This is a genomic window from Mycobacterium sp. C31M, assembly GCF_053345865.1.
The window spans coordinates 141,605-166,631 of the sequence record NZ_JBKFAX010000004.1 but is presented as its reverse complement, the minus strand read 5'-3'; the positions used below and the strand labels follow the sequence as shown (position 1 = coordinate 166,631).

The following is a 25,027-nucleotide window of genomic DNA, read 5'->3' as shown; positions in this document are numbered from 1 at the left end:
CGAAGGACAGTTCACGACACGGCGCTAGGCCTTCTTGAGGAACTCGCGCAGTGCGACTTCTCGAAACTGCTCCGCGCCGAGTTCGAGTCGGGTCTTGTGCAACGCGATCGCGTCAGGTCCGGCCAGATAGCGAAGTTGGTTCGTACCGTCGGTGGCGGCCCGGTACGCAACCTCGGCGATATCCTCCGCTGTCGAGGATTGTTGGATCTGGTCGGAGACTCCGCTCAGGAACTTGTCCAACATGTCGCCGTAAGCCGGGTGGTAGGCAGCGACCTCCATTGAACGCGACATGAATTCGGTGTTGACACCACCCGGTTCAAGAATCTTCATACCGATGCCCACCCGGCTCAGCTCGAAGGCCATACTCTCGCTCCAGCCTTCGAGACCCCACTTGGTGGCGTGGTACATGGCGCTCAGCGGCACCGTGATCAGACCGCCGATCGAGCTGGTGTTGATGAACAGGCCACCGCCATTGTCGCGAAAGTGTGGGATGAATGCCTTCACCACCCGGATCGGACCAAGCAAGTTGGTGGCGACATTGTCGGTGATCTGCCCATCGGACAGTCCTTCGAGTGGACCAGGCACCGCATAGCCGGCATTGTTGAGCACCACATCCACGGTTCCCTTCGAGACCGCTTGTGCGACAGCTGATTCGATCTGGGACGGATCGGCGACATCGAGTGTGAGCACTTCGACACCCGGTAATGCCGCTACGTCGGGTGCCGCCTCGGGCCGCCGCATCGTCGCAATCACCCGCCAGCCTCGGTCGCCGAACAATTTCGCCGTGGCCTTACCGATACCGGCCGACGCACCGGTAATGAAGATCGATTTCCGCTCCGAACTCACCAGGCACTCCTTGACCCGGTTGCCCGACGCCACCACCCACTTCGGCCGACGGCGGGCCGTCGCAATGCGCAGTCCGCCATCTCAGACCCTCCCGAGGACCATCGCGAAGTTGTTCTGCATCGCCCCGCCGACCCCGTTGACGAACCCGTACCTCGCGTTCGCGACCTGGCGGGGGCCGGCGGTACCGCGAAGTTGCTCGACCACTTCGGCGAGGGTGAACAACCCGCACCGCCCGGCGTGGCTGAAGGACAGGAAACCGCCGGCAGTATTGGTCGGCAACGAACCCGCGACACCCAGTGTGCCGCCCTCGACGAACGCACCGCCCTCACCCACTTTGCAGAATCCCGCGCCTTCCAGACCGAGGATGACGTTGATGGTGAAGTGGTCACCGATGCCGGTGACGTCGATATCGTCGCGGCTCACGCCGGCTTCGGCGAACGCTGTGTCGGCGGCGACCTTGCTCGAGGCGAATTCGGCCAAGCTGGGAACCGAGTTGACGTCGATGTGACTGTGGCCCTCGCCGTACCCGAGCAGCGACACCACCGGACGTCCCTGGCTTCGCACGTGGTCGGCGGTCGTGACCACGATGGCACCGCCGCCCTGGTTGATGGCACAGCAGTCCAACAGGTGCAGCGGGTCGGCGATCATCCGCGAGTCGAGCACGTCGTCGGTGGTGATCAGGCCACGGCCTCCGTTGACGGACAGCGGATGCAGGGTGGCACTCGCCCGTTGCGCGACGGCTACCTCGGCGAGCTGCTCGGATGTCGTACCGAACTCGTACATGTGTCGCATTGCGAACACCGCGTAGTCAGACACCCGGGTGGTGCCGTACACGTATTCATACGGACCGCTGAACTTGCCCATCGCGGCGACGGCCTCGTCGCGGTTGCCGCTGAATACACCCTCGGTGGGCCCGGCCACCGCGTTCACGATCACCACGCAGTCAGCACGCCCGGAGGCGATCGCGTAGACCGCCAGGTTGACCCCCGCTGCCGTGTTGGCGGCCCCGATGCTGCTCGCCGCGTGGAACCGCAGCGGCTTACCCAGCAGATCGTTGCCCAGGGCATTGGCCGGCATGTTCGGCCGCAGACCCACCCCGCTGGGCCCCTCTCCGATCAGTCCGTCGATATCGCCCAGGCCGAGGCCGGCGTCGGCGGTGGCACCGCGTGCGCATTCCCACCACAGCTCGGTCTGATTCCGATCATTCAGATCACCCTGGACCGTCTGGTAAACGCCGGCAATCGCCACCTCGCGCATTGACCTCGAAACCCACCTCTCGACCCGTCTAACAGTAATATGATTATCCTATTCAGGGCGATTCCTGCAAGCGACGCCGAAGCGAGCACCGCCGAACCGTCGTGGCAACTGCACTGGCCACGAGTTCTGCGGCGATGGCTGGTGCCATACTCGTCCTATGACGGAGCCTGGACGCGTATACGGAGGGATACCAGCGGCCCAGCGTCGAACAGATCGTCGGCAACGACTGTTCGACGCCGGTCTTGCGCTCTTCGCCGAGCGCGGCATCGCGAGCGTGACCGTCGGCGAGATATGCCAGAAGGCCGGTCTGATCAAGCGCTATTTCTATGAACAGTTCGACTCGATCGACACGTTCGTGGACGCGCTGATGGACGACCTGGTCGAGGAGCAACTGACGCCTGAACCCCCCGGGGAGCCGGGTCCGGAAAGACTGCGAGCTCGAATCATGTTGTTCATCGACGCGGTCACCGCCGATCCGCGGCTGGCACGCTTCGTGCTCGTCGAGACATTCGGCGCCACCGGCAGTCTCACTCGACTACGCAACCGACTGGTGCACAACTCTGTCGAGATCATGATGTCGGAGTTCCCTCCGACAAGCGCCACCACTCCGGCGGACAAACTGAGCATGCAGATGTCCGCGTACGCGCTCGCGGGTGCCTGCTCGGAACTCACGCTGGCCTGGGTCGAAGGCCAGATCAATGCCGGCGCGGACGAGATCGCCGATCATATCGCCGCGCTGTTCGAGTCGGCGAGCCTACTTCCCGCTGCCCGCAGGACGCGGTGAGCGATCCCACCCTCGGCGAATGCAGTATCCCGAGTGAAAGTACTTTGTGGTAGCTGGTCTACGTTTGACCAGCGGTCGGCCGTCGGCCATTGCGGCGATGACGGACAAGGTTCATGACAGCTGCCGGCCCTGACCTTCGCGATCGCGGTCCACACGGAACAGTTCGACCTCCGCGGCAACGCCCCGAAGAGATTGCCTACCTATCGAATTCCACACGAGGCCTGCCACGTCGCCGATGAGTTCACGAGCAGGCTCGGCAACCAGGACACTGCCGGGCTCCGCGAGACCGACCACACGGCTCGCCACGTTCACGGGACTGCCGAACCAGTCGCCTGCGCGACTGACAGCTCGGCCCATGGTCACGCCCCCACGCATTGGTGGCAACCCACAGCCGGCCGCCTCATCGAGCAACACGATGAGAGTCTCGACGAGAGGATACGGTTCCGGGCTGACCAACATCACTGCATCGCCGATTGTCTTGACGAAACGTACCGGCGCGGTCACCACGTCATGCGCAAGATCGGAGAGCACACTCGCCACTCGCGCCAGATCTTCTGGCGCGACGACCTCGCCAAGCGGCGTGAACCCGGACAGATCGGCGAAGGCGACGGCAACCATCCGCGCCCCGGACAACTCGCCCGCCGCTCTCTCGGCAGATCCGATGCCCTCGGCCTCGAACATCCGTCGCATCTGCATAAGTAGAAGCCCTTGGACAACCGACAGTATTCGGGGTGCAGCGTCACGAGTGAGGGCCTCGGCCGACTGCGCCAATTCGATCTCTGTCGCGCCGGGCTTTGTCCAGATCTTGAAACTCGTATCGCGCAGCAGCGCTGCGGTGTGGCTGAGGCCTTCCATCAGTACACGGACGACAGCTATCGCGTCATCCACGTCAAGTCCGAAATCGATGAAGTAGCTTGCTGCGGCGGCGGCTTCAGCATCAACGCGATGCAGAACTGCGGCATCAGGGTCGTCGATTCGAGGCAGACCAGCTGCATGTTGCAGACGCCTCAGGAGCTCCAACTCGACACCCGATGAGACGGCGACCTGACGCTCCGACACGTACACACCGTCTTCACCCATGACCCGATTTGCAGGCAGCAGCATCGGCGTGTCCGACTGCCGAATCTGTTCCACAGTGAAACCCCGGTCGAGCAACCAACCGATCAACTCGGAGCGATCTCTCCGGGCGTCCCCCTTCAAACCGGCAAGAAGGTCTACGGGAACCACTTCAGGGCTCGGAAACGCTCATTGGCACACCCGGGCCATCACTGGTCGCAGATACGTGATCGCTCGATTTGGCTGGCCCACCGTTTGACTCGCTGCTGTGAAGGCCCATACACCCACGCGGTATTGCGCGCACGGATACCCACCCCGACATTGGACAGTTCCTGCCACAACCGATAGAACGGCTCACCCTGGTAGATCGGGAAATACAGATCCCCGGCGAAGTCCTGACTGATGGTCAGCGCCGTCGTCCGCGGAGTCAGGAACGCGACCGTCCGCTCCACATTCATGGCCACATTGTCAGCCTGGGCCTGGATCATGCCGGCAGTCCAATCATTGTTCGCCTGCAACAGATTGAACCCGAACTTGTCCAACTGGTTGCGCAGATCGCGATACTGCGCATTGAACCACTGACACATCTCCCGCATCGCATTGATATCGACATCCGTCACGTTCTTGCGCGTCTGATCATAAGGATACGGAAACTGCGGAGCCCAACTACTCGCAGCCGGAACAAACTCCGGCAAGATCGGCGGAGCCGGATCCCACGGATCCGCACCCGCACGACCGACCGAGGTACTGCACAACAACGCCAGCACCATCGAAAGACAACAAAGTGCGCCAGCAAATGTCGATCGGCGGGGCCGTCTGCCCCACAACGGCCATCTTGCTACCATCCTCGCTCGACCAGCTTTCGAGCCACCAATGTGCGGGAACCACCGAGAATCATCGGAAGGGCTTGCGAGATCGGCAGGACGAACCCAAACCGGCCATCCTCGACGCAACGAGCCCGGACGCCATATGGCCCTTCAGTAAGCGCGAGTACGCCACTGCTGAACTCGGTTTTGCTCGGCTCAGACGGTTCGGGTAAGCACCACCTCCACGGTCCCTCTGCTGTCTCGAAGCACAACTCGATGTAGTCAGAACGGGCAGGACATCGGCAAACATGCTGGAACGTCGCCGGAATCAGGGACACGCCCTCCAGATGCGAACCGCTCTCGCGCGGAAAATGCGTCACGCCTCACCCACCTCCCTTGTAGATGTTCACCGAGTTGGTGTCGACGCTCTACCGCCCGGTAACGTGCGTCACTTCCCGCCACGCTCGTGACTAATCTGACATTTGTTAATGTCAGTTTGCGGGCCCATGCGACCTCCCGTCAAGTAGGCCGTTCCGCGCGGGAGTCATCGCCATCGAGAGCAACCGCACCCGGCTCTCGACTGGAGCCGTTCCGAGGTGGCCGACGGCCGGCGCGACGCCGTCACGGAGCCGGATCGACGAATCGGCTCGTCTTCCGTACTCAACCGCCCGTTACAAGTTCTCGGACCCCGGTGACGATCTGATCGGAATCCGGCAAATGACCGAGCGGCGTAAACGGGCGAGGACTGAACGCGCCACCGATGCGTAAGGTCGGAGCAAGCAGATCACCGAACAGTTCTTCGGTGATTACCGAGGCGATCTCGGCACCCGGGCCACAAAACCGCGTTGCCTCGTGTAGCACCACCGCTCGTCGGGTACGTTCGACCGAGCGCAACACCGTTTCGAAGTCGAGCGGCACCAGACTCCGAAGGTCGATGACCTCGGTGGAAATACCTTCCGCTGCCAGCATGTCGCCAACCTTCTCGGCCACAGACACCATGGCCCCGTAGGTGATCAGAGTGACGTCATCGCCGGGCCGGACGATGCGCGCCGACCCGAGGGGAATCTGGTATTCGGTGTCCGGTGTCGGTGTCTTCACCGAGAACATCAGATTCACGTTCTCGATGAACAGGCACGGGTCGTCATCATCGATGCACGCGGTGAGCAAGCCCTTGGCATCGATCGGATTCGACGGCATCACCACCTTGATTCCGGGTGTGTGCATGAACCAGGCCTCGAGCGACTGCGAGTGCTGCGGACCGAAACGCGTGTCGCCGATCGCCGTGCGGATGGTGATCGGAACACTCGAGTGTCCGCCGCTCACATAGCGGAGTTTTGCCGCGTGATTGATGATCTGATCCATCGCGATGGTGATGAAGTCGAAGAACATGATCTCGGCCACGGGGCGGTAACCACCGAGGGCGGCACCGATCGCGGCACCGACAATGGCCTGTTCGGCGATCGGTGTCGAACGTACCCGGTCGGCCCCATACTTCGTCGACAGACCTTTGGTCACCTTGAACACGCCACCGGCCGGGTCGGCGATGTCCTCGCCCAGCGCGATCACGTCGCTGCGCCGGGCAAACGCCGCGTCGAGAGCGGAGTTGAGCGCGACCGCCATCGACATCGTGCTGGACGGCCCAGCCTGCGCTTCTGTCAATGATTTCATCGACCAGTCACCCATTCCTTGTCACCGAATACGTCGCTGTACAGCTCGTCTGGTCCGAGCCGCGCACTGTTCTGCGCGAAATCGAAGGCGTCTGTCACCGCGGCACTGATGTCGTCGTCAATGGCGCTCAAATCCGCCTCCTGGAGCACTCCCTCGCCGAGGAGCCAACGCCGGAACGTCGGGGCAGGATCGCGGACCTGCGCCGCAGCCAGCTCGTCCTTCGGCATGTAGGAGTAATCGGCATTCGCGCTGTGGCTGCCGAGCCGGTAGGTCACACATTCGACGAACGTCGGTCCATTGCCGTTACGAGCCCGGTCAATTGCCTCGCGCAGGGCTCCGTATGTGGCGATCGGATCGAAACCATCCACGCGGGTGGCCGGCAATTCGTACGCGCCGGCCCGCTTCGCGATTTCAGGCGAGGACGTGTAGTCGACGATCGGCGTGTGTTCGGCCCACTGGTTGTTCTGGCAGACGAAGACTACGGGCAAGCGCCAGACAGCGGCCAGGGCGATGGCCTCGTGATAGGCCCCGGTAGCGGTGGCTCCGTCGCCGAAAGTCACGACTACCGCACGCGGAGAATCGTCGAGTTGCGTCGCCAGGCCGAGGCCGACTGCGATCGGAATTCCCGCGCCGACAATGCCGCTGGTGGCCATCAACCCGACGGAAGCGTCCTTGATATGCATGGGGCCGCCCTTGCCCCGTCCCGTTCCGTCCGATCGCCCGTAAAGCTCGGAGATGATGCTTCGCAGCGGCACCCGCTTGGCCAGCAGGTCCCCGAGATTCCGGTACGTCGAAACCACGTAGTCGCTCTCGTCCAGGGCTGCGCCCAGCGCCGCGCAGACGCCTTCCAGACCTCTGACCGGATAGAAGGCGGCACGCAGCGCGCCGGCACGTGCCTCGGACCGTGCCCGGTCATCGGCCACCATCGAGGTCTTCATGACCCGATACATGAACTCGAAATCCGACCTGTTCAACTGCTCGCGCACAGCGCCGGTGGATACGGTCAACCTGAACCTCCTCAAGCAATGCCGACGGGAATCCGGTTTCAGGATGTCGGCGGTGGTATGTCGATGCGGGCCGCGGTTCCGCGGGTACGGGACAGCGAACGAACTGCCTAGTTCGAGGCCGGGGTGTACGGATTCTCCTGGATGTAGACGCGCCACATCACCCGCGGTGGTTCGCCCGGAACACCCTGGTGCAGAACACCGGCGTGCTGGCAGAGACGCTCGTCCCACATGGCGACTTCGCCCAGCGTCCAGTGATGGGTATAGATGAAGTCCAGTGACGCGATGTGCGCGTACAAGAATTCAGACAGCATCTGACTCTCGGGCTGGCTGAGTCCGACCACACGCTCGAAGACATGATGCGTGTAGCACAGGTACTTCCGCCCGGTGATCGGGTGCACCTTGACCAGGTCATGCACCACCGGCGGCAGCGCGGCGGCGTTACGCGCAGCCGCCTCATAACGCTCCCGGCGCTCGGGCTCATCGGTCTTCTGCGCCATCAGGGTGTAGTTCTTCACCGAGATGCTGGCCGAATACTCGGCCTGCAACGGGTCGATGAGATCCTTCATCGGCTGCGTCAGTGCGTCATAGGCTTTGTACATACTGGAGAATGCGGTCCCGGCTCCACGCGGCGGGAGTTCCGCGGAACGGATCGTGGCCAACTCGTTCGGGGTGGCGGTCCACAGTTCGTCGACATGCCAGTCACCGCCCGCCTTGCGGGCGGTGACGCCAACGCCTTCGGCGTCGAGAACGGCGAGCCCCTCGGTGCCGGGCGCCATGACGCAACCCGTGAGCGACGGGATGTAGACCTTGCCAAAGCGTTTGGCGAACGCCTCATACTGCGAGGGCTTGATGTCCTGGACGCCCAGGGACACGACGCAGTGGTTGGCCAGGGCGACGCGAATGTCGTTGATGACGGCGTCACTCAACTCGTCTCGAAGATCGAGACCCACGATCTGCGCACCGACTCCGCCCGGCATCGGCTGCACAGAAATGGTGTCGTATCCGACCTCGGTGGTGATGGTGCTACTCATTGTCCCTGTCCCTCTCCTTGGTTGTCGCTGCCTCAATGTGCAGACTGGCTGGTCGCCTGCATGAATGCGGACGCTCGCTCACCGAGCATCACCGCTGTGGCGTTGGTCGGACGCCGCGGAATCGTGGGCAGGATGGATATGTCGATCACCCGTAGCCCATCCACTCCCCGGACCGATCCGTACTGATCCACCACCGCCGTCTCGTCACTGTGCGGACCCATCTTGCATGTGCCCGAAGCGTGGAACGACGTACTCAGGTGGGCCAGGATCCATTTGTTGAGTTCTGCATCGTTGCGCAGCTCGTCGCGTGACGGCGCGGTGGTCACCTCCGGCTTCAGACGCTGGAACTCGGGTCGGTTCATCAGCTCGACAGCGGTACGAACACCGAATCTCATACGTTCCAGGTCTTTCGGTTCACTCATATACCTGAACTCTATGACCGGGGACGCCGCCGGATCCGTGGATGAGATGCTGAGTTGTCCTCGGCTGTCCACAGTGCCGAGGCTGGGGCCGATGTTCAGGTCACCCCGTTCGGACACCTCGTTCTTCAGCGCCTTCAGCGAGGTTCCCCGCAGGCTGCGCAAGGTGCTTCCCAGGTGGGCCACCGCGTTTCCGGTCGCCCGCAGTCGATCGGACATACCCTGACCGTGGAAGATGCCGAACAGCATGTTCATATGGGTGTAGAGCTGCGCGTAGATCCGGAGCTCTGCTGTCCCGCTGCTGTCAGGGTCGAAGTTCAGCGCCACTTCGGAGAACGGCCGTTTGCCGGCGTTGGGAATGTACTTGTCGGTCCGGTACTTCAGGTTGGCAAAGGGATGGTCGATGAAGTTCTGGCCGACGTACGGCGACTCGTGGACCACGTCGATCCCGAGCGGCTTGAGCACGTTCGACGGCCCGATACCTGAAAGCATCAACAGCTGCGGCGATTTCAAAGCCCCCGCACACAGCACGACCTCATCGGCCGATAGCCGGATCAGTCCCTCGCCGGGACGCGACACCTCGACTCCGACCGCCCGGTACCCGTCGAACACCACCCGGTGTACCAGCGCCTCGTCCATGATTGTCAGATTAGACCGGCCGGCGATCGGTTCCAGATAGCACACCGCGGCGTTCTGGCGGATGCCATCAACGGCGTTGAACGGCAGCAACCCGACGCCGGTGCTGTCGGGACTGTTCATGTCGTCGTCCCAGGCGTGCCCGGCGCCGACACACGCTTCAGCGAAGGCCTCCGATACCGGCGCCAGGTCGTTCTTGCCCCACCGGTTGACCGGAATCGGTCCCGTTCCACCGTGAATGGCGGTCGCGCCGAAATCGCGGTCGGTCTCCTGCTTGATCAGGTACGGCAGCACCTTTTCATAGGACCATTCCGAGTTTCCGAGGCGTGCCCAACCGTCGTAGTCGTCGGGGTTGCTACGGAGAAAGATTGCCCCGTTGGTCGCACTCGAACCGCCGAGGACCTTGCCGCGGGACACGGGAAAGGATGTGCCTGGGATGAGTTCGCCCATCATCGACCACGCGTTGGGATGACCCGGCATGGCGGCCGCGGTCGACCGTGCAAACTTCATGTCGTCGGGGTAGTTCTCGATGCCGCCGAACCGCTTTCCTGCTTCTACGATCAGCACCGAGCGGGAGGGGTCCTCCGCAAGCCGAGCACCCAACGCACAGCCCGTCGATCCGGCTCCCACGATGATGGTGTCGTACCGGCCCGATTCCTTCATTCAGCACTCCCTCTCTCCAACGCCACAACGCTGAATATATTTTATTATAGATGGAGGAATCGACCAACGGGTCACGTTCGGTGTATTTCCCTCACCTTGGGAGAGCAGGCCGCGGCCGGCGTCAGCCCGATGACGATGGACTGCCGGACCGCCTGCACGCCTCGGCAGGTCGCACCGCATCAGTTAAATGGCCGTACAAACGGATGTCAAGCGTATCAACGCTCCCACGCGGGACGACCCGCACACTTATCTCGCCGGGAAAGTCGTCCCACGATTCTGATCGACAGGCCCAAGTGCTTGACAAACGCTTTTGTGCGGCCATTTACTGTGCGAGTGACGATCGTCTCCCCGGATGCTGGTCCCGGCCTGCAGTCGCCTCCCACCGGGAACACGAACATGTCCGTCATCGAGGCCATCAGACTCGCGCTGGCACTGGAGATGGACCGAGATGAGCGAATGCTGCTGCTCGGAATGGACGTCGGCCGGCTTGGCGGCGTATTCCGCGCCACTGCAGGCCTTCACGAGAAGTACGGGGCGCGCCGGGTTGTCGATACGCCGCTGTCCGAGGGTGCGATCATCGGCGCGTCCATCGGACTGGCGGTCGGCGGCCTGATCCCGGTGGCCGAGATCCAGTTCCTGGGTTTCACACATCAGGCCTTCCACCAGATCGGCCCCCAGCTGGCCCGCTTCCGAACGCGGTCCCGCGGCCGGTACCCGATGCCGGTGACGATCAGAGCACCATCGGGTGGGGGCACCCGGACACCGGAATTCCACGCTGATGCGGTGGAAACGCAGTTCACCCAGTCCCCCGGAATCAAGGTGTACTGCCCCGCTTTTCCGCAAGATGCCCTGACGCTGCTGCGGGCAGCCATCCGGGATCCCGACCCCGTGTTGGTGGTCGAGCCCCAGCGCCTTTACCGAAAGCTCCGCGCCGATGTCGCGACCGACGACCCGGTGACAACCGGCGGCGGCCGCCTGGTACGCACCGGCGCCGACGTCACGCTCGTTTCCTGGGGTGCAGCAGTTCACCTGTGCCTGGAGGTGGCCGATCAACTGCAGGAGCACCGAGTGGCCGCGTCGGTACTCGACCTGCGCACGCTAGTCCCCCTCGACGTCGAAACCCTCATCGACGCGGCTTCGCGCACCGGTCGCGTCGTCGTCGTCCACGAGGGTCCGTTGACCGGTGGGTTCGGCGCCGAAATCGTAGCCGTGACACAGAATGAAGCCTTCCGGGCGTTGGCCGGTCCGGTGCGGCGGGTGGCTTGTTACGACGCACCGTATCCGGCCGGCACGCTGGAAGACCATTACCTTCCGTCCGTCAGGCGCGTGATCGACGCCGTGACCGATGTCCTCGGCTTCGACTGATGGCCGAGTTGATGCACGCCAGTACGCCCGCCGGCCCGCAGGTCGTACCGTCCCGTCTGAGCCCCGAGGGGCGCCTGGACGGGGATTGTCCGATGTCACCGTCTCAGGTTCGCGAGGCGTTGGAGCGGATGCTCGAGTCTCGCGAATTGGACGAACTGGCAATCAAGTTGCAGCGTCTCGGTCGCCTCGGGGTGTACGGACCCGTCCACGGCCAGGAGGCCTCGGCACTCGGATCGGCCATGACACTGGATCCCGCAATAGATTGGATCGTCCCCGCTTCCCGGGAACAACCCGCTCTGCTGCATCACGGTCTGCCACTCGACAACCTCTTGAGTTCCTACATGGGCCGACTAGACCACGCAGCGATTCCACCGGGCGTGAACCTGCTGCCCCGGCAGCAGGCAATCGGCGCTCAGCTGCCACATGCGGCCGGCTTGGCCTGGGCGTTGAAGCTGAAGAACGAACCGGGCGTCGTCATGGTGTACTGCGGTGACGGCGCCACCTCCGAGGGCGATTTTCACGAGGCACTGAATCTTGCAGGTGTGCAGCATGTTCCCTTGGTCGTCGTCGTGATCAACAACGGCTACGCAATCTCCACACCTGTCGCATCGCAGACCGCGGCCCCGACCCTCGCCGCGCGCGGCGCCGGTTACGGAATGCCCGGCGTGACGGTCGACGGAAACGATCTGTTCGCGGTCTTCGACGCCACGCGAACCGCCGTGGATCGTGCCCGTGCGGGCACTGGGCCCACGCTCATCGAATGTCGGACCTACCGGCTCGGCTTCCACAACACATCGGACAATCCGAAGGCCTACCGCTGTGATCGCGAGGTCGAAGACGCGCTGCAGCTGGAACCGATCGGCCGGGTGGTCAGGTATTGTCTTCGCGCCGGCCTGGTCGCGGAGCAAGAACTGACGGAGTTGAAGGAGACGGTCCGCAAGCGGGTTGTCGACGCGGTACATCGTGTGACGGCACTGCCGCGCCCTGGGCCCGCGGCAATCTTCGACCACGTATACGAGACACTCAGCCCCACCCTTGAGCAGCAACGTCTCGAGGCGATCAGAAATGGAGAACAATGACAGAGCACATCGTCGTAATGCCCCGGCTCGGCGAATCGGTCGATGAGGGCGAGATCCTGAATTGGATTGTTGCCGTCGGTGATCGGGTCGCTGAATTCGACCCGTTGGTGGAAGTGTCGACCGACAAGGTCGATTCCGAGGTGCCCGCACCGGCGACCGGCGTTCTCAAGCAGATCATCGCGGAGGTCGGCGCCGTGGTACCGGTAGGAGAACCGATCGGCGTGATAGAGCTCGAGACGGCCTGAAAGACAGGGAATCCCATGGAGCAGCTGCCGCTACGCGGACTGAGAGTGATCGAGTTCGGTGGCTACATCGCCGGCCCGTACGCAACGTCGATTCTGTGCTCCCTGGGAGCAGACGTCATCAAGATCGAACGTCCCGGACCCGGTGACGATTTCCGGCGCAACGTCGACGATGCCAGCTTGTACTTCAAACAGTACAACGCTGGAAAGCGCAGTCTGGCAGTAAATCTCAAATCCGAGCGGGGTGTCGCGCTGGTGAAGGCGCTGGTGCCCACCGCCGATGCAATCGTGGAGAACATGCGTCCGGGGCGGATGACGGCGCTGGGTCTTGGCCCCGAAGAGTTGACCCGACTGAAGCCGGATCTGATCTACACATCGGTCACTGGGTTCGGCGAAGGCGGTCCGATGGCGCAACGGCCGGCATACGACATGATCGGCCAGGCGTTCGGCGGTCTGGTACACACCCTGAGCGACGCCGGCAACGCTAGGCTGGTCGGGACCTGCCTTGCTGATCTGGTGACGGGACTGTCCACCGCCACCGGCGTTCTCGCTGCGCTGGTCGGAAATCGACACACCGTCGGCTGGCAGGTCGACACCTCCATCACCGAGGCCGTCAGCACACTGACGATAGACGCCATGACGCAACTGTGCGAGAGCGGCATCGCCCCGACTCGCCAGAGCCGGCATCCTCAGGCGCTCAATTTCTGCCTACGGACGGCTGACGACCAGTTCATCGTCCTGCACCTCAGCTCGTCGGAGAAGTTCTGGCGGTCGCTCACTGCCGCCATCGAGCGCCCAGACCTGTTGTCAGATCCTCGGTTTGGCTCTTTCAACGAGCGGATGGCCGACTATGCGGCACTGACCCCGATTCTGGAGCTCGAGTTTGTCAAGCGCCCGGCGGCGCACTGGCACAAACTGCTGCTCGACTTCGATGTTCCGTTTGCGCCCGCATTGAGCATGGACGGCTTTCGTCGGGACGAACAAGTGCAATGGCTCGATCTGCTGGAACCGGAAAGTGAAGGGGTACAGCTTGTTCGAGTGCCCTGGCGTTTCGGCGGTGAGCGTCCGCAGCGTACCGGCAGTGCTCCGCGCGTCGGCCAGCACAGTCGCGAGATCGCCGTCGAGGTGATGGATGCCGGCGACGTCGACGCGCTCATCGAGCAAGGAGTTCTGTTCAGCACCGGAGACCACCATGGCTGACGAGCCGAGACTGCTGATGATATCGTCGGACGGTCACGCCACGGCGCGCATGCACGAGTACCGCGACTACATGCCGTCGAGGTATCACGACGAGTTCGACGCGTTCTGTTCCGTGTATCGCGAGAAGGGATCACGTAACAGCGAGCGCAAATCCATGGAGAAGGCCTTCGACCTCGACGTCGTCGAAATCTGGCAACGACAGGTCCTCGACCAAGACCGTCTCGAGGGCACCTGGGACGCAGCCGCCCGGTTACAGGAGATGGAGCGAGCCGGCGTCGCGGCCGAAGTCCTCTTTCCGGATTTCGGACTGCCGTGGGAACTATACGCGCCCTTTGTCGCCGCCACGCTCGACTACCGTCGGACCCCCGAACAGATCGCGCTTGGCAACAAGGCCTACAACCGCTGGCTCGTCGACTTCGTCTCGGCCGCACCGGACCGATTCGCCGGCTTGGCGGTCGTAGGATTCGAGGACGTCGACGCGGCGCTGGCGGAGATCCGCTGGGCGAAGACCGCCGGACTCCGCGGCATCGTCATGCCGATGTTCGGCGAGGAACACCCGGTGTTCCACGAGCGGCACGAACCGATCTGGAGTCTGCTCGAGGACCTCCAGATGCCCGTCGCCAGCCACATCGCCATCTCGGGTGCCTCGGAGTACGTCCCCAAACTCCCGCCGCTGCCGCATCCGGCGATGGCCATGTCCATTTTCTCGCCACCGATGTTCTTCTTCTGCCACTACCTGCTCAAGCAGCTGATCTGGGGTGGCGTACTCGAACGTCACCCAAAACTTCAAGTCATCTTCACCGAGCAGGGATCCGGTTGGGTCCCTGGCGAACTCGTGAACATGGACTACTCCTGGGAGGGCAGCTACCTCCGCCGCGACGTGCACGAGATCGTCAAGCATCGGCCTTCGGAGTATTTCGCACGGCAATGCCACCTCGGCTCATCGGTGGTGTCGAAAGCCGAAGTGCAGGCTCGGCACGAGATCGGCCTGACCAAGATGACGATCGGGATGGATTTCCCGCATCCGGAGGGCACCTGGGGCCTGGGGCCAGGCCATCGCGAGTACATGCGCGCCATCATCGGTGGTGCCGGCGTCCCCGTCGACGAAGCCCGTCTCATTCTCGGCGAGAATGCCATCGACCTCTACGGTTTCGATGCACACACCCTTCGATCGGTCGCGAACACGGTCGGCCCGACACTCGAGGAGATTCTCACTCCGCCGGAGGCAGATCACTTCCCGCGCGGCGACGTACACAAACCGCTCTCCTCCCTGGGACGCTGATTGTCAGTCACCAGCTCGCGAGGCGATCGCCGAGAACCGTTGCGATGAACGACTGGCGCACTGAGATCCCACACGTCACGATCCACCTGGAACTCGGCTGTGAAGCAGCGCGCGTTTGAGTCAAATCGCCTCCAGGGCAGAGGATTTAATTCGACCAAGTCCGAGGCGATGTAAGTACCCCGCGCTGGACATGCCCCTGACACACGAAGGACGCAGTATGGTTCCAGTCGCGGATAGCAAGGTTGCGCTGGTCACCGGTGGGGGCTCGGGCATAGGGCGTGCAACGGCCCTGGCGTTTGCCCGGCACGGCGCGAAGGTGGTGATCGCCAACCGAGGCGAGGATGCGGGGCAGGAAACAGTCCAGCTCATCGACGCGGCAGGCGGTGAAGCGGTGTTCATCAAGACAGACGTGACGCGGTGGGCGGATGTCGACGCGTTGGTCAAAGAGACCGTCGCCACCTACGGGCGTTTGGACTGGGCCGTCAACAGTGCCGGCGTGGGCGGACAGCAAGGGGTGCCTATTGCCGAGGCAAGTGAGCAGTTGTGGGACCAGGCCATCGCCCTCAATCTCAAAGGCGTCTGGCTCTGTATGAAGGCGGAGGTGATCGAGATGCTCAAGCGAGGCGGCGGTGCCATCGTGAACATCTCCTCGGGAGGCGGGTTGATCGGGGTGCCAGGAGGGGCGGGGTACTGCGCGAGCAAACATGGAGTGAACGGGCTGACAAAGTCGGTGGCACTGGAGTACGCCCAGCACGGAATCCGAGTGAACGCAGTGTGCGCAGGTGGTGTTCTCACGCCGATGATGGCGCAACACTCGGACGAGACGGTGAACGCCCTCGCGGCTGTTCACCCGATCGGACGGCTGGCACAGCCGGAGGAGATCGGCGATGTGGCAGTGTGGCTGTGCTCAGATGCCGCATCGTTCGCAACCGGATCGACGGTCACTGTGGACGGTGGTTGGACAATACAGTGAGCAAGGAAGCCCGCCCGGCATAGGTCTGTTGACAACAGGGAAATCAGAAACGCAGTCGATCGGGAAAAGATCAGGACGCCCCGACTGTTCGTTGGATTCCGACGCACAGGTGTACCCACACTGACCGGAGTCCTCGCAGAGCATCGAGCCCGAGGCAGTGCCTGCAGATTTCCCTGGCCGAGGACGTTGATCGCCACGCCCCGAGAGTGAACTCAGACGAGAGACGCCGTCTGCCCACCGTCCAGCTGGAGCACTTGGCCGGTGATGAAGCCCGCGAGGTCCGACGCCAGGAAGGCAACCGCGGCGGCCACCTCCTCCGGGCGACCGGCCCGCTTGACCAAGGTACCGGCGACTCGGGCCTCCAGATCGTGATAGGTCCCGAACGTCGGCGTCACCACGGTGGCCGGCGCCACCGCGTTGACGGTGACCCCGGACGGTCCGAGTTCCTGGGCCAGATGTTTGACTGACGCCTGCACTCCGGCCCGAAAGACCGTCGACAGCGCGTGCCGTGGCATCGGCTGCTTGACGCTGGCCGAGGTGATCGCCACGACCCGGCCCCACCCGGAGCCGACCAACAGAGGCGCGCAGTGCCGCAACACGAGCAGCGCGGCCTGCAGTTGATCGCGGTAGGCGTCCTGCCACCGCTCATCGTCGTCCTCGTCGAGGAACTCCCGCATCGGGCTCGGCGGTCGCGGTGTGTTCAGCACCAGGATGTCCGCTCCCCCGCCGGCCCGTACCGACCGGGCCAGTGCGGCGACATCCGCCTTGGCGCTCATGTCGCCGGTCACCAGATCGATGCGAGCGTGCTTGCCGATCTCCAACTCGCTCTTGGCGCGCTCCAGCCCGTCCGCGTTCCGCGCAAACAGCACCAGGTCGACCTCTTCGGCGGCAAGGGCTTTCGCGCAGGCAAGGCCGAGACCCGAACTCGCGCAGGTGATGAGTGCGCGGCGGCCGGCAATACCGAGATTCACAGCGACGGGCGTCCGTGCACGTTGACCACCTGGCCGGTCACATATCCTGCCTCGTCGGAGACGAGGTACCGAACCGCGTTGGCAATGTCATCCGGTACCCCGACCCGCTTGATCGAATTGGCCGCGATCTTGTCCTTCGCGACGTCCTCGTATTCCAGGCCAAGTCGCGCGGCGACCGCACGGGTCATCTCGGTGTCGATGTGCCCCGGGGAGACACAGTTGACGTTGATACCGAACGGGCCCAACTCCAGGGCAAGCGTGCGCGCCATGCCCTGCAAACCGGCCTTGGCGGCCGAATAGTTTGCCTGCCCACGGTTTCCGGCCGCAGACCCCGAAGAGATGAAGACGATCTTGCCATACCGGTTCTTGACCATGACCCGCTGCGCGGCGCGGGCCATGTAGAAGCCGCCGGTGAGGTGAGTCGCGATGACGAGGTCCCAGTCATCGTCGGTCATCTTGTGAATGAGGTTGTCGCGCGTGACGCCGGCGTTGCTGACCAGGATGTCCAGGCTGCCGTAGTTGTCGACCGCCGCCTGTACGGCCGCTTCGGCGTCCTCGCGATTCGACACGTCGCACCGCACGGCGATGGCCTTGCCGCCGGAGTTGACGATGGACTGCGCGACATCCTGTGCTTTGTCGACAGCCAGATCGGCGAGCACGACCGCGCAACCGCCCTCGGCGAGCTTGCGGGCGATCGCCGCGCCGATTCCCTGAGCACTGCCGGTCACCAGGGATACTCGTTGACTATTCACATGTCCTCCTAGACAATTCGCCGCAGCTCGTATTGGTCGATGCGACCTGCCAACAGGTCGAGCATCTCCTGTGACGTCCCGAACGAGACATCCAGCGAGATGAGTCGGGCGACGTAGTGCGCGATCGCGTGCTCGCGCGTCACACCGATGCCGCCGTGCAGCTGGATCGCGTGTTGGCCGACGAAGCGCCCGGCATGACCGGCCCGCAATTTGGCGCCGGCAGCGGCAAGCGGGTCGGACACGAGTCCCGCCAATGCCAACGTGGCATACAGTGCCGCGCTACGCGCCAACTCGATCGCCATGTACATGTCCGCAGCGCGATGCGCGAGGGCCTGGAAGTCCCCGAGCGGGCGGCCGAACTGTCGACGCGCCTTGAGGTGGTCGACGGTCAGTTCGAGCGCGCGTTCCATGACGCCCACCGCCTGCGCACTGGCCGCGGTCTGGACGATCGCTTCGATCCTGCTGAGCCGGTCGTGGAGCGGCGCAGCAACGTCCAGTAACTCGGCGGGTGCGTCACCGAACACGACCCTGGCGGTCGGCGAGTAATCGACCGCGGGGTAGGCGCTCACCTCGACGGCCGCATCCCGCGGATCGACCAGCAACAACCTGGCCTCACCGCCGACCGATGCGGTGACCAGCAGCCGTGTCGCGGCCGCGCCGTAGGCCACCGGTTCCTTGACGCCCGAAACGATCCACCGGCCGCCTTCCTCACGGGCCACCGTGGCCGGGCTCGCCGAAAGGGTCCCGTCGTCGGGCTCCGCGAACGCCGGGACCAGAATCTGCTCTCCCGAGGCGATCCCGCCGAGCAGCTGGGACTTGTGCTCCGGTGCGGCGCATTCTTCGATCAGCGCCCGGGCCAGGACAGCAACCTCCAGATACGGCACCCGCGCCATCGACCGGCCGAGCTCGTGCAGGACGATCATGGCTTCGCGAACGCCGCCGTCATCGCTGTCGGCGATGCCGTCGATCGCGAAATCGAACACACCCAGCTCGGCCAGTTCGGTCCACAATGCCGCGTCGAAGTCGGACGCACTGGACCAGACGAAATCACCACCCTGGCTGAGCAGCTTGCGAACGCTGGACTGGAGCAGAACTTGCTCTTCGCTGAAGGCTAGGTCGACGTGCATCTCACAGTCCTAGGATCGATTTGGCGATGATTGTTCGTTGGATCTCGCTCGCGCCGCCGTAGATCGTCGTCTTCCGATAGTTGATGTGATCGGCGGCGGCATGGCGCACCCAGGCCGCGATGTCGGACTCACTCTCTGGATGAGCGGCAACCGAGTTCGGGCCCGCCAGGTCGACCAGCAACTCGGTCACTTCCTGCTGGAGCTCGGACATGCGCAGCTTGAGCACCGATGAGGCCGGGTCGGGTTCGCCTCCGTGCGAATTCGCACTCGAACGCAAAGCCGTGATCTCGACCGCGACAAGTTCGTTCTCGATCAACGCGATCCGCTCTGCCACCCATCGCTGCGTCAGCAGCGGCTTTCCGGCCCGGGTCGTCCGCGCAGCATGGGCCTTCGCTCGGGCCAGTTGGCGTCTGGTCATTCCGACCGGGATGCTGCGAGATCGCTCGTTGCCGAGCAGGAACTTGGCGTACTGCCAGCCCTTGTTGAGTTCGCCCACCAGGTTCTCGGCAGGCACCTCGACATCTTCGAAGAAGACTTCGTTGACCTCGTGAGCACCGTCGATCAGGTAGATAGGGCGGATCGTGATCCCCGGCGTCTTCAGGTCGATGAGCAAGAAGGAGATGCCGCGCTGCGGGCGGGAGGCCGACGGGTCGGTCCGCACCAGGCAGAAGATCCAATCCGCGTGATGGGCATTGGTCGTCCACAACTTCTGCCCGTTGACGATGAACTTGTCCCCGGAGCGCACCGCCGCAGTGCGCAGCGAAGCCAGATCAGAGCCCGCCTCGGGCTCAGAAAACCCTTGGCAGAACCAGATATCGAGGTTGGCGACGGCCGGCAGGAACCGCTCCTTCTGCTCGTCACTACCGAACTCGGCAAGCACAGGGCCGACCAGATTGGTGTTCGACGACAGTGGCGGCGCAACACAGGCCAGGTTCATCTCGTGCTGCCAGATGTGGTGCTGCAGCGGTGTCCAGTCCTGGCCGCCCCAGCGCTCCGGCCAGTGTGGGACAGCCAGCCCTGCCGCGTTGGTGATCCGCTGCGTGGCCACGATGTCCTCGGCAGAAGGAGCTCGGCCGTCCGCGATTGCGACTCGCAACTCAGTCGGGATCTGCTCGGTGAAGAACGTGCGCATCCGGGTGCGGAACGCCTCGTCTGCATCGGAGAGCTGAAGCGACACTATCGATCACCTTCCTGCGCTGCCGACGGCAGAAACGCCGCCGAGCCATTGTCGATTACCGCCGCGCCGTTCTTGGCCAGCACGCGGAACAGGACCTCGTCCGGCCCGCAGTCCCAGACGTGCACGCAGATCTCGTCGCCCGGGTAGAGCACCTGAGTGAACCTGACGCTCAGCGAGTGCAACCGAGGTTTCGGCTCACTGCGGCGCCCCAACAGCGCCCGGGCGGCGAAGCCGAGGGTACACAGCCCGTGCAGGATCGGTCGGTCGTATCCGCCGCGCGCGGCGAACTCCGGGTCGGCATGCAGCGGGTTTCGATCACCCGACAGTCGGTACAGGAGTGCCTGCTCTGGACGGAGGCACATGGTGATCGTGTCGTCCGCGGGACGCTCCGGAAAGAGCACCTTCGTCGACGGGCCCGGGTCGCCCCCGAACCCGCCGGCGCCACGCAGAAAGCCGGAGGCCTCGGTCGTGAAGAGAGGCTGTCCGGTCGACGCGTCGCGGCCGGTGGTACGCCACGAGATCAGCGCCCCGGTCCGCTTGTCGCGGATGCCGGTGATCGTGGTCTGCAATCGCACCCGCCCGTTCGGCCGGAGTTCTTCGTGGATCGTGACCGATTGTTCGGCATGGACGAGCTTGGTGCGGTCGACGTCGCCGAAGTCCGGTCGTTCGCTGCCGGCCATCGCGATCGCGATCGCCATGGTCGGTAGCACACGCTGCCCTGCGGGTGCCAGCTCTGTGGTGTATTCGAGCTCGCCTCCCGGATCCTGACCCGCACCGACGCCCAGCGCATACAGCATCGCGTCCTTGCTGGTCCATTCATGGACCGTTTCCGGACCGGTCCGCCCGACAGCATCGAGGTCCAGTGTCATCGTCCCGAATCCTGTTGGCCCACAACGAGCACGTCGAGTGCCTCAAAACGGTCGCCGTTCACCCACACCGGATTGATCTCGAACGCAAATCGATCACCTAGGGCGGCGGGCACCTCGTTCAGACGCACCAGCGTCTCGGCCAGGCGGTCGAGATCGACCGGTCGGGCACCGCGCGCCCCGGTGAGCAGCCGGGAGCCGCGAAGACCCATGAGCATCTCTTTGATCTCGACCGCGGTGACCGGCAAGATCCGGGTGCTCGCGTCGCGCAGGATCTCCACCCACACACCGCCGAAGCCGACGGTCAGCACCGGTCCGAACACCGGGTCGGACGATACGCCGACGAGCAACTCGACTCCGCCCGAGCGCATCGCTGTCACCAGGATTCCGTCGAGTTCGCCACCGTCGAGCGCCGCACGCCCGGTCGCCGTGAGCCGGTCGAACGCCGCGGCGATCTCCTCGGGCTCGCGCAGCCCGAGTGCGACTCCACCGATGTCGGACTTGTGGGCTATCGCTGCCGAGCACAGCTTCATCGCCACCGCATCCCCGAGTTCTTGCGCTACGGCGACAGCTTCCGCCGCGGTGTGTACCAGGCGGCCCGGTACCACCGGGAACCCGAGCTGCTCCAACAGGTCTCGTCCTTCTGCCTCCGACCAGACCCCGGACTTCACATCGACGGCCCCGACCGGCGGATCGGCCGGGGACAGCGCTGACCGACTTTGCAGGCGTTCGCGCGCCACGTGCCAGCGCGCGGCTCCATCGATGGCCGACATGGTCAGATCGATGCTGGGCATCATCACCAGTCCACGGGAGCTCAACAGTTCGTGACCGTACGGACCGAGGTCGCAGCACGTCATCGAGGTGAAGACGATCGGCACCGGCGATTCCGCCTTGGCCGCGACCAACGCGTCCAGCCGATCCTGCCCCAACCGCGCCACCTCGGGGTCGGCCGGTGCATTGTTCGGCGGGGGGACGTCGACGGAGATCATCACGTCCAGGTTCGGATCATGGGTGCCGGCCTGAACGGCACGATCCACGGGTGTCAGGGCCGAATCGCCGCGACGTGCGAGTCCTACACCGGTGACATCCAACGGATTTCGGATGGTCACCCCGTCGGGGAGCACCGTCCGCATCTCCGACGCCGTGTCGTCCCCGAATTGGGGAAGCTGCAGGCCCAACTCGTCGGCACGGTCGGCGATGAGGTCGCAGGCTCCACCGGAGAAGGTGAACACGCCGAGCCGGCGGCCGCGCGGCGCAGGGTGATAGGCGAGCAGCGCTGCCGTGGACACCAACTCCTCCAACGAACGCACCCGCACGACGGCGTTGGCCTCGAGGAACGCATTGACCACGGCGTCATCACCGGCGATCGCCCCGGTATGCGCGAGCGCGATCTCCTGGCCCAGCGGGCTGGAGCCGGCCTTGAGCGCAACGATCGGCTTACCGGCCTCTGCCGCCCGGCGTGCCGCGTCGGCGAAAGCGGCCGCGTCACTGATCTCTTCGAGGAACAGCGCGATGACCCGGGTCTGGTCATCAGTGATGAGGTGGTTGATGACGTCGACGGCACTCGTCGTCGCCTCATTGCCCAGGGTGGCCAGCAAGCTGAGCCCAACGGCCTGGCCGCGCATGAAACGCAGCACGGCACCGGCCAGCGAGCCGCTCTGGGTGACCACTGCGACCGGGCCGGCGGTGAATGGGGCGGGTGGCATCGCCGCGCCCAACGGTGCGACCCGGCTGTGGGCGTTGACGAACCCGATGCAGTTCGGTCCGAGCATGGTCAGACCGTTTTCGTCGACCTTGGTGGCCAACCGGTCCTGCAGAACCCGGCCGTCGTCACCGCTTTCCCGGAACCCGGCTGAGACCACCACGATGTTGCGGATCTTCGCTTCGATGGCGTCGTCGACGACAGCCTCCACCGAGTTGGTTCCGACGATGATGAAAGCGAGATCCACGTCATGGTCGAGGTCGCGCAGACTGGGCACCGCCGGCGCGCCGAACACGGTCTTGTGCCGGGGGTGGACACCCACCAGTTCACCGGTGAAACCGGCGATGCGGTTGTTCTGCACGACGTTGTTCGACCAACCGGACGTGTCGGACGCGCCGACCACCGCAATGCTGCGCGGGCTGAAGAATTCCGCCATCGAGTGCTCTCCCAGCGGCCGTGCGGGTGTCTTCATCGGTATGCCTCCAGGTCGATTGGGTGTCACGGTGCGAGACGGAAGAGCGGCAGCACGACCTCGCCGTCCTCGCGCTCGACGACGGTGAAATCGAGCACCACCGCCGCACCGATCCGCATGTCATCCGGGTCATCGACGACGACGTTTCCCATCATGCGGGCGCCCCCATCGAGATCGAGCAGGGCGACGACGTACGGCACGAGAGGAGCGAACGCCGGGCCCGGCGCCCTGCGGACGACCGTGTACGAATGGACGACCCCGGTGCCGGGATACGGCCGCCAGCTCAGTTCGTCGCCGAAGCATGTCGGACAGTGCGGCCGCGGATAGAAAAACGCCGCATCGCAGGCCGGGCAGTAGGGCAATAGGAGTTCCCGACGTGCGATCGCCTCCCAGAAGGGTGCGCTGTCAGGGTCGACTGTGGGCAGTGGTCGAGTCACGTGGCCTTCCCTAACTCGTCGCCAGAATGCACGTTGCGGCACTGGACATCGCGCCACCGGTGCCGTTCACCAGCGCGGTCCTCGCGGCGGGTACCTGACGGTCACCAGCCTCACCCCGCAACTGCCGAACCGCCTCGATGAGCAGGAAGATGCCATACATCCCAGGGTGGGCGTGCGAGAGCCCGCCGCCTGCCGTGTTCACCGGATGCGCGCCGCCCGGACCCATGTTGCCCGCCGCCAACCACGCTCCCCCTTCCCCGGGCTCGAAGAGCCCGAGGGCTTCCAGGGTCATGAGCACCGTGATGGTGAAGGAGTCGTATAGCTCGATCACATCGACCTGATCTACCCCGACCGATGCCATCTGCAGCGCCGCAGCCGCACTGTGCTTTGCAGGTGCCACCGTCAGATCCGGCATCGCGCCGACGGTCCAGTGGCTCTGGTATTCGCCGTGGCCACGAAGGTAGATGGGCGTGACACCAGCCGCGCGGGCATGCTCCTCTGTGGTCATCACGATAGCCCCGGCACCGTCGGTGACCAGGCAGCAGTCGAGGACCCGCAACGGATCGCAGAGCTCGGTGCTGGTGAGCACATCGTCGATGGTCAGCGGGTCCCGACTGGTGGCCGCGGGATTGAGCTGGGCCCAGCGACGGGTTTCCACCGCAATCTGCGCGAGATCTTCACGGCGCGTGCCATATTCGTGCATATGGCGCATGGCGCAGAGTGCATAAGCACCGACCGGAAGTGGCAGACCCCATGGCGTCTCATACTGCGTCGTGAGGATCGGTTCACGTCGTCCGAGGACCCGCCCGCGGTCGCTGCGTTGCGTGCTGCCGAAGACGATGAGGGCGACCTCGCAGTCACCCTTCTCGATCGCACGGGCGGCAGCCGGGACGAACGACTCGAACACCGAGCCGCCGATGTTACTGCTGTTACTGAAACGCGGTTGTATGCCGAAGAATTCGGCCAAGGTGAGCGTCGGCAGCTGCCCCGGACCAGGAATACCCCACATTCCCGACGTCAGTAGCCCATCCACATCACCGAAACCGAGTCCGGCCTCGGCCAGCGCGGCCCGAGCGACACGGGCCTGGGCTGAGAGCACGCTTGTCGCCGGGGTGAGGCGGCCACGGTCCAGCTCGTGGTCGGCTACCCCGACGATGACAGCGGTCCGAGACAAGTTCCCACCTTTACGCTCCCCGAACGAACGTGCAT

At 64.2% G+C, this 25,027-nt stretch carries 23 protein-coding genes; 7 read left to right on the top strand and 16 right to left on the bottom strand.

The window, feature by feature from the left end; all coding sequences use genetic code 11:
- Positions 1–24 precede the first annotated feature (24 nt).
- Positions 25–846, bottom strand: a complete 822-nt coding sequence (locus ACLBYA_RS07865) for an SDR family oxidoreductase (RefSeq protein ID WP_447708821.1) — start codon at positions 844–846, stop codon at positions 25–27.
- An 81-nt stretch (positions 847–927) separates the two neighbouring features.
- Positions 928–2,103: a thiolase family protein gene (locus ACLBYA_RS07860; protein ID WP_447708820.1), complete on the bottom strand. Its 1,176-nt coding sequence runs from the start codon at positions 2,101–2,103 to the stop codon at positions 928–930.
- 157 nt (positions 2,104–2,260) lie between these two features.
- Here ACLBYA_RS07860 and ACLBYA_RS07855 point away from each other — a divergent pair, with 157 nt between their 5' ends.
- On the top strand, positions 2,261–2,887 hold the full coding sequence (locus ACLBYA_RS07855) for a TetR/AcrR family transcriptional regulator (protein WP_447708819.1): 627 nt from the start codon (positions 2,261–2,263) through the stop codon (positions 2,885–2,887).
- Positions 2,888–2,998: 111 nt separating this feature from the next.
- Here ACLBYA_RS07855 and ACLBYA_RS07850 read toward each other — a convergent pair whose 3' ends face one another.
- The 6 genes from ACLBYA_RS07850 to ACLBYA_RS07825 form a co-directional block, all read right to left on the bottom strand.
- Positions 2,999–4,114 carry an adenylate cyclase regulatory domain-containing protein gene (locus ACLBYA_RS07850; protein WP_447708818.1) on the bottom strand — a complete coding sequence of 372 codons (1,116 nt, stop codon included), beginning with the start codon at positions 4,112–4,114 and terminating at the stop codon, positions 2,999–3,001.
- A gap of 38 nt (positions 4,115–4,152) precedes the next feature.
- Complete coding sequence (locus ACLBYA_RS07845) at positions 4,153–4,713, bottom strand: hypothetical protein (RefSeq protein WP_447708817.1); 561 nt, start codon at positions 4,711–4,713, stop codon at positions 4,153–4,155.
- A 696-nt stretch (positions 4,714–5,409) separates the two neighbouring features.
- The gene (locus tag ACLBYA_RS07840) at positions 5,410–6,417 is read right to left on the bottom strand and encodes an alpha-ketoacid dehydrogenase subunit beta (RefSeq protein ID WP_447708816.1); all 1,008 of its coding nucleotides are present in this window, start codon (positions 6,415–6,417) and stop codon (positions 5,410–5,412) included.
- Positions 6,414–7,424 (bottom strand): thiamine pyrophosphate-dependent dehydrogenase E1 component subunit alpha, encoded by a 1,011-nt coding sequence (locus ACLBYA_RS07835; protein ID WP_447708815.1) that lies wholly within the window; start codon positions 7,422–7,424, stop codon positions 6,414–6,416. The genes ACLBYA_RS07840 and ACLBYA_RS07835 overlap by 4 nt, the downstream gene beginning before the upstream one ends.
- Positions 7,425–7,531: 107 nt before the next feature.
- Complete coding sequence (locus ACLBYA_RS07830; RefSeq protein ID WP_447708814.1) at positions 7,532–8,455, bottom strand: TauD/TfdA dioxygenase family protein; 924 nt, start codon at positions 8,453–8,455, stop codon at positions 7,532–7,534.
- Positions 8,456–8,487: 32 nt separating this feature from the next.
- Positions 8,488–10,173 (bottom strand): GMC family oxidoreductase, encoded by a 1,686-nt coding sequence (locus tag ACLBYA_RS07825; protein ID WP_447708813.1) that lies wholly within the window; start codon positions 10,171–10,173, stop codon positions 8,488–8,490.
- Positions 10,174–10,569: 396 nt separating this feature from the next.
- Here ACLBYA_RS07825 and ACLBYA_RS07820 point away from each other — a divergent pair, with 396 nt between their 5' ends.
- The 6 genes from ACLBYA_RS07820 to ACLBYA_RS07795 all read left to right on the top strand — a co-directional run bounded on the left by ACLBYA_RS07820 (position 10,570) and on the right by ACLBYA_RS07795 (position 16,314).
- Positions 10,570–11,538, top strand: coding sequence for an alpha-ketoacid dehydrogenase subunit beta (locus tag ACLBYA_RS07820; protein WP_447708812.1), 969 nt, complete (start codon positions 10,570–10,572; stop codon positions 11,536–11,538).
- On the top strand, positions 11,538–12,617 hold the full coding sequence (locus ACLBYA_RS07815; RefSeq protein WP_447708811.1) for a thiamine pyrophosphate-dependent enzyme: 1,080 nt from the start codon (positions 11,538–11,540) through the stop codon (positions 12,615–12,617). The genes ACLBYA_RS07820 and ACLBYA_RS07815 overlap by 1 nt, the downstream gene beginning before the upstream one ends.
- Before the next feature lie 17 nt (positions 12,618–12,634).
- Entirely contained in the window at positions 12,635–12,862 is a 228-nt protein-coding gene (locus ACLBYA_RS07810) for a biotin/lipoyl-containing protein (protein WP_447708810.1), read from the top strand.
- A gap of 15 nt (positions 12,863–12,877) precedes the next feature.
- Positions 12,878–14,059: a CaiB/BaiF CoA transferase family protein gene (locus tag ACLBYA_RS07805; RefSeq protein ID WP_447708809.1), complete on the top strand. Its 1,182-nt coding sequence runs from the start codon at positions 12,878–12,880 to the stop codon at positions 14,057–14,059.
- Complete coding sequence (locus ACLBYA_RS07800; protein ID WP_447708808.1) at positions 14,052–15,341, top strand: amidohydrolase family protein; 1,290 nt, start codon at positions 14,052–14,054, stop codon at positions 15,339–15,341. Before ACLBYA_RS07805 ends, ACLBYA_RS07800 begins: the two co-directional genes overlap by 8 nt.
- Positions 15,342–15,558: 217 nt before the next feature.
- A complete protein-coding gene (locus ACLBYA_RS07795; RefSeq protein ID WP_447708807.1) occupies positions 15,559–16,314 on the top strand; it encodes an SDR family oxidoreductase in 756 nt (251 codons plus the stop codon).
- A 212-nt stretch (positions 16,315–16,526) separates the two neighbouring features.
- Here the strand turns inward: ACLBYA_RS07795 and ACLBYA_RS07790 are convergent, their stop codons facing one another.
- From ACLBYA_RS07790 to ACLBYA_RS07755, 8 genes are read right to left on the bottom strand one after another with little or no spacing between them, the layout of a single operon-like run.
- On the bottom strand, positions 16,527–17,285 hold the full coding sequence (locus tag ACLBYA_RS07790; protein ID WP_447708806.1) for an SDR family oxidoreductase: 759 nt from the start codon (positions 17,283–17,285) through the stop codon (positions 16,527–16,529).
- On the bottom strand, positions 17,282–18,037 hold the full coding sequence (gene fabG, locus ACLBYA_RS07785; protein WP_447708805.1) for a 3-oxoacyl-ACP reductase FabG: 756 nt from the start codon (positions 18,035–18,037) through the stop codon (positions 17,282–17,284). The genes ACLBYA_RS07790 and fabG overlap by 4 nt, the downstream gene beginning before the upstream one ends.
- 8 nt (positions 18,038–18,045) lie before the next feature.
- The gene (locus tag ACLBYA_RS07780; RefSeq protein WP_447708804.1) at positions 18,046–19,164 is read right to left on the bottom strand and encodes an acyl-CoA dehydrogenase family protein; all 1,119 of its coding nucleotides are present in this window, start codon (positions 19,162–19,164) and stop codon (positions 18,046–18,048) included.
- A gap of 1 nt (position 19,165) precedes the next feature.
- Entirely contained in the window at positions 19,166–20,341 is a 1,176-nt protein-coding gene (locus ACLBYA_RS07775) for an acyl-CoA dehydrogenase family protein (protein WP_447708803.1), read from the bottom strand.
- Positions 20,341–21,210, bottom strand: coding sequence for a MaoC/PaaZ C-terminal domain-containing protein (locus tag ACLBYA_RS07770; RefSeq protein ID WP_447708802.1), 870 nt, complete (start codon positions 21,208–21,210; stop codon positions 20,341–20,343). Before ACLBYA_RS07770 ends, ACLBYA_RS07775 begins: the two co-directional genes overlap by 1 nt.
- Positions 21,207–23,381 (bottom strand): acetate--CoA ligase family protein, encoded by a 2,175-nt coding sequence (locus tag ACLBYA_RS07765; protein WP_447708801.1) that lies wholly within the window; start codon positions 23,379–23,381, stop codon positions 21,207–21,209. The genes ACLBYA_RS07770 and ACLBYA_RS07765 overlap by 4 nt, the downstream gene beginning before the upstream one ends.
- A 26-nt stretch (positions 23,382–23,407) precedes the next feature.
- Positions 23,408–23,818, bottom strand: coding sequence for a Zn-ribbon domain-containing OB-fold protein (locus ACLBYA_RS07760; RefSeq protein WP_447708800.1), 411 nt, complete (start codon positions 23,816–23,818; stop codon positions 23,408–23,410).
- A 10-nt stretch (positions 23,819–23,828) separates the two neighbouring features.
- Positions 23,829–24,992: an acetyl-CoA acetyltransferase gene (locus ACLBYA_RS07755; RefSeq protein WP_447708799.1), complete on the bottom strand. Its 1,164-nt coding sequence runs from the start codon at positions 24,990–24,992 to the stop codon at positions 23,829–23,831.
- Between the last annotated feature and the right edge of the window lie 35 nt (positions 24,993–25,027).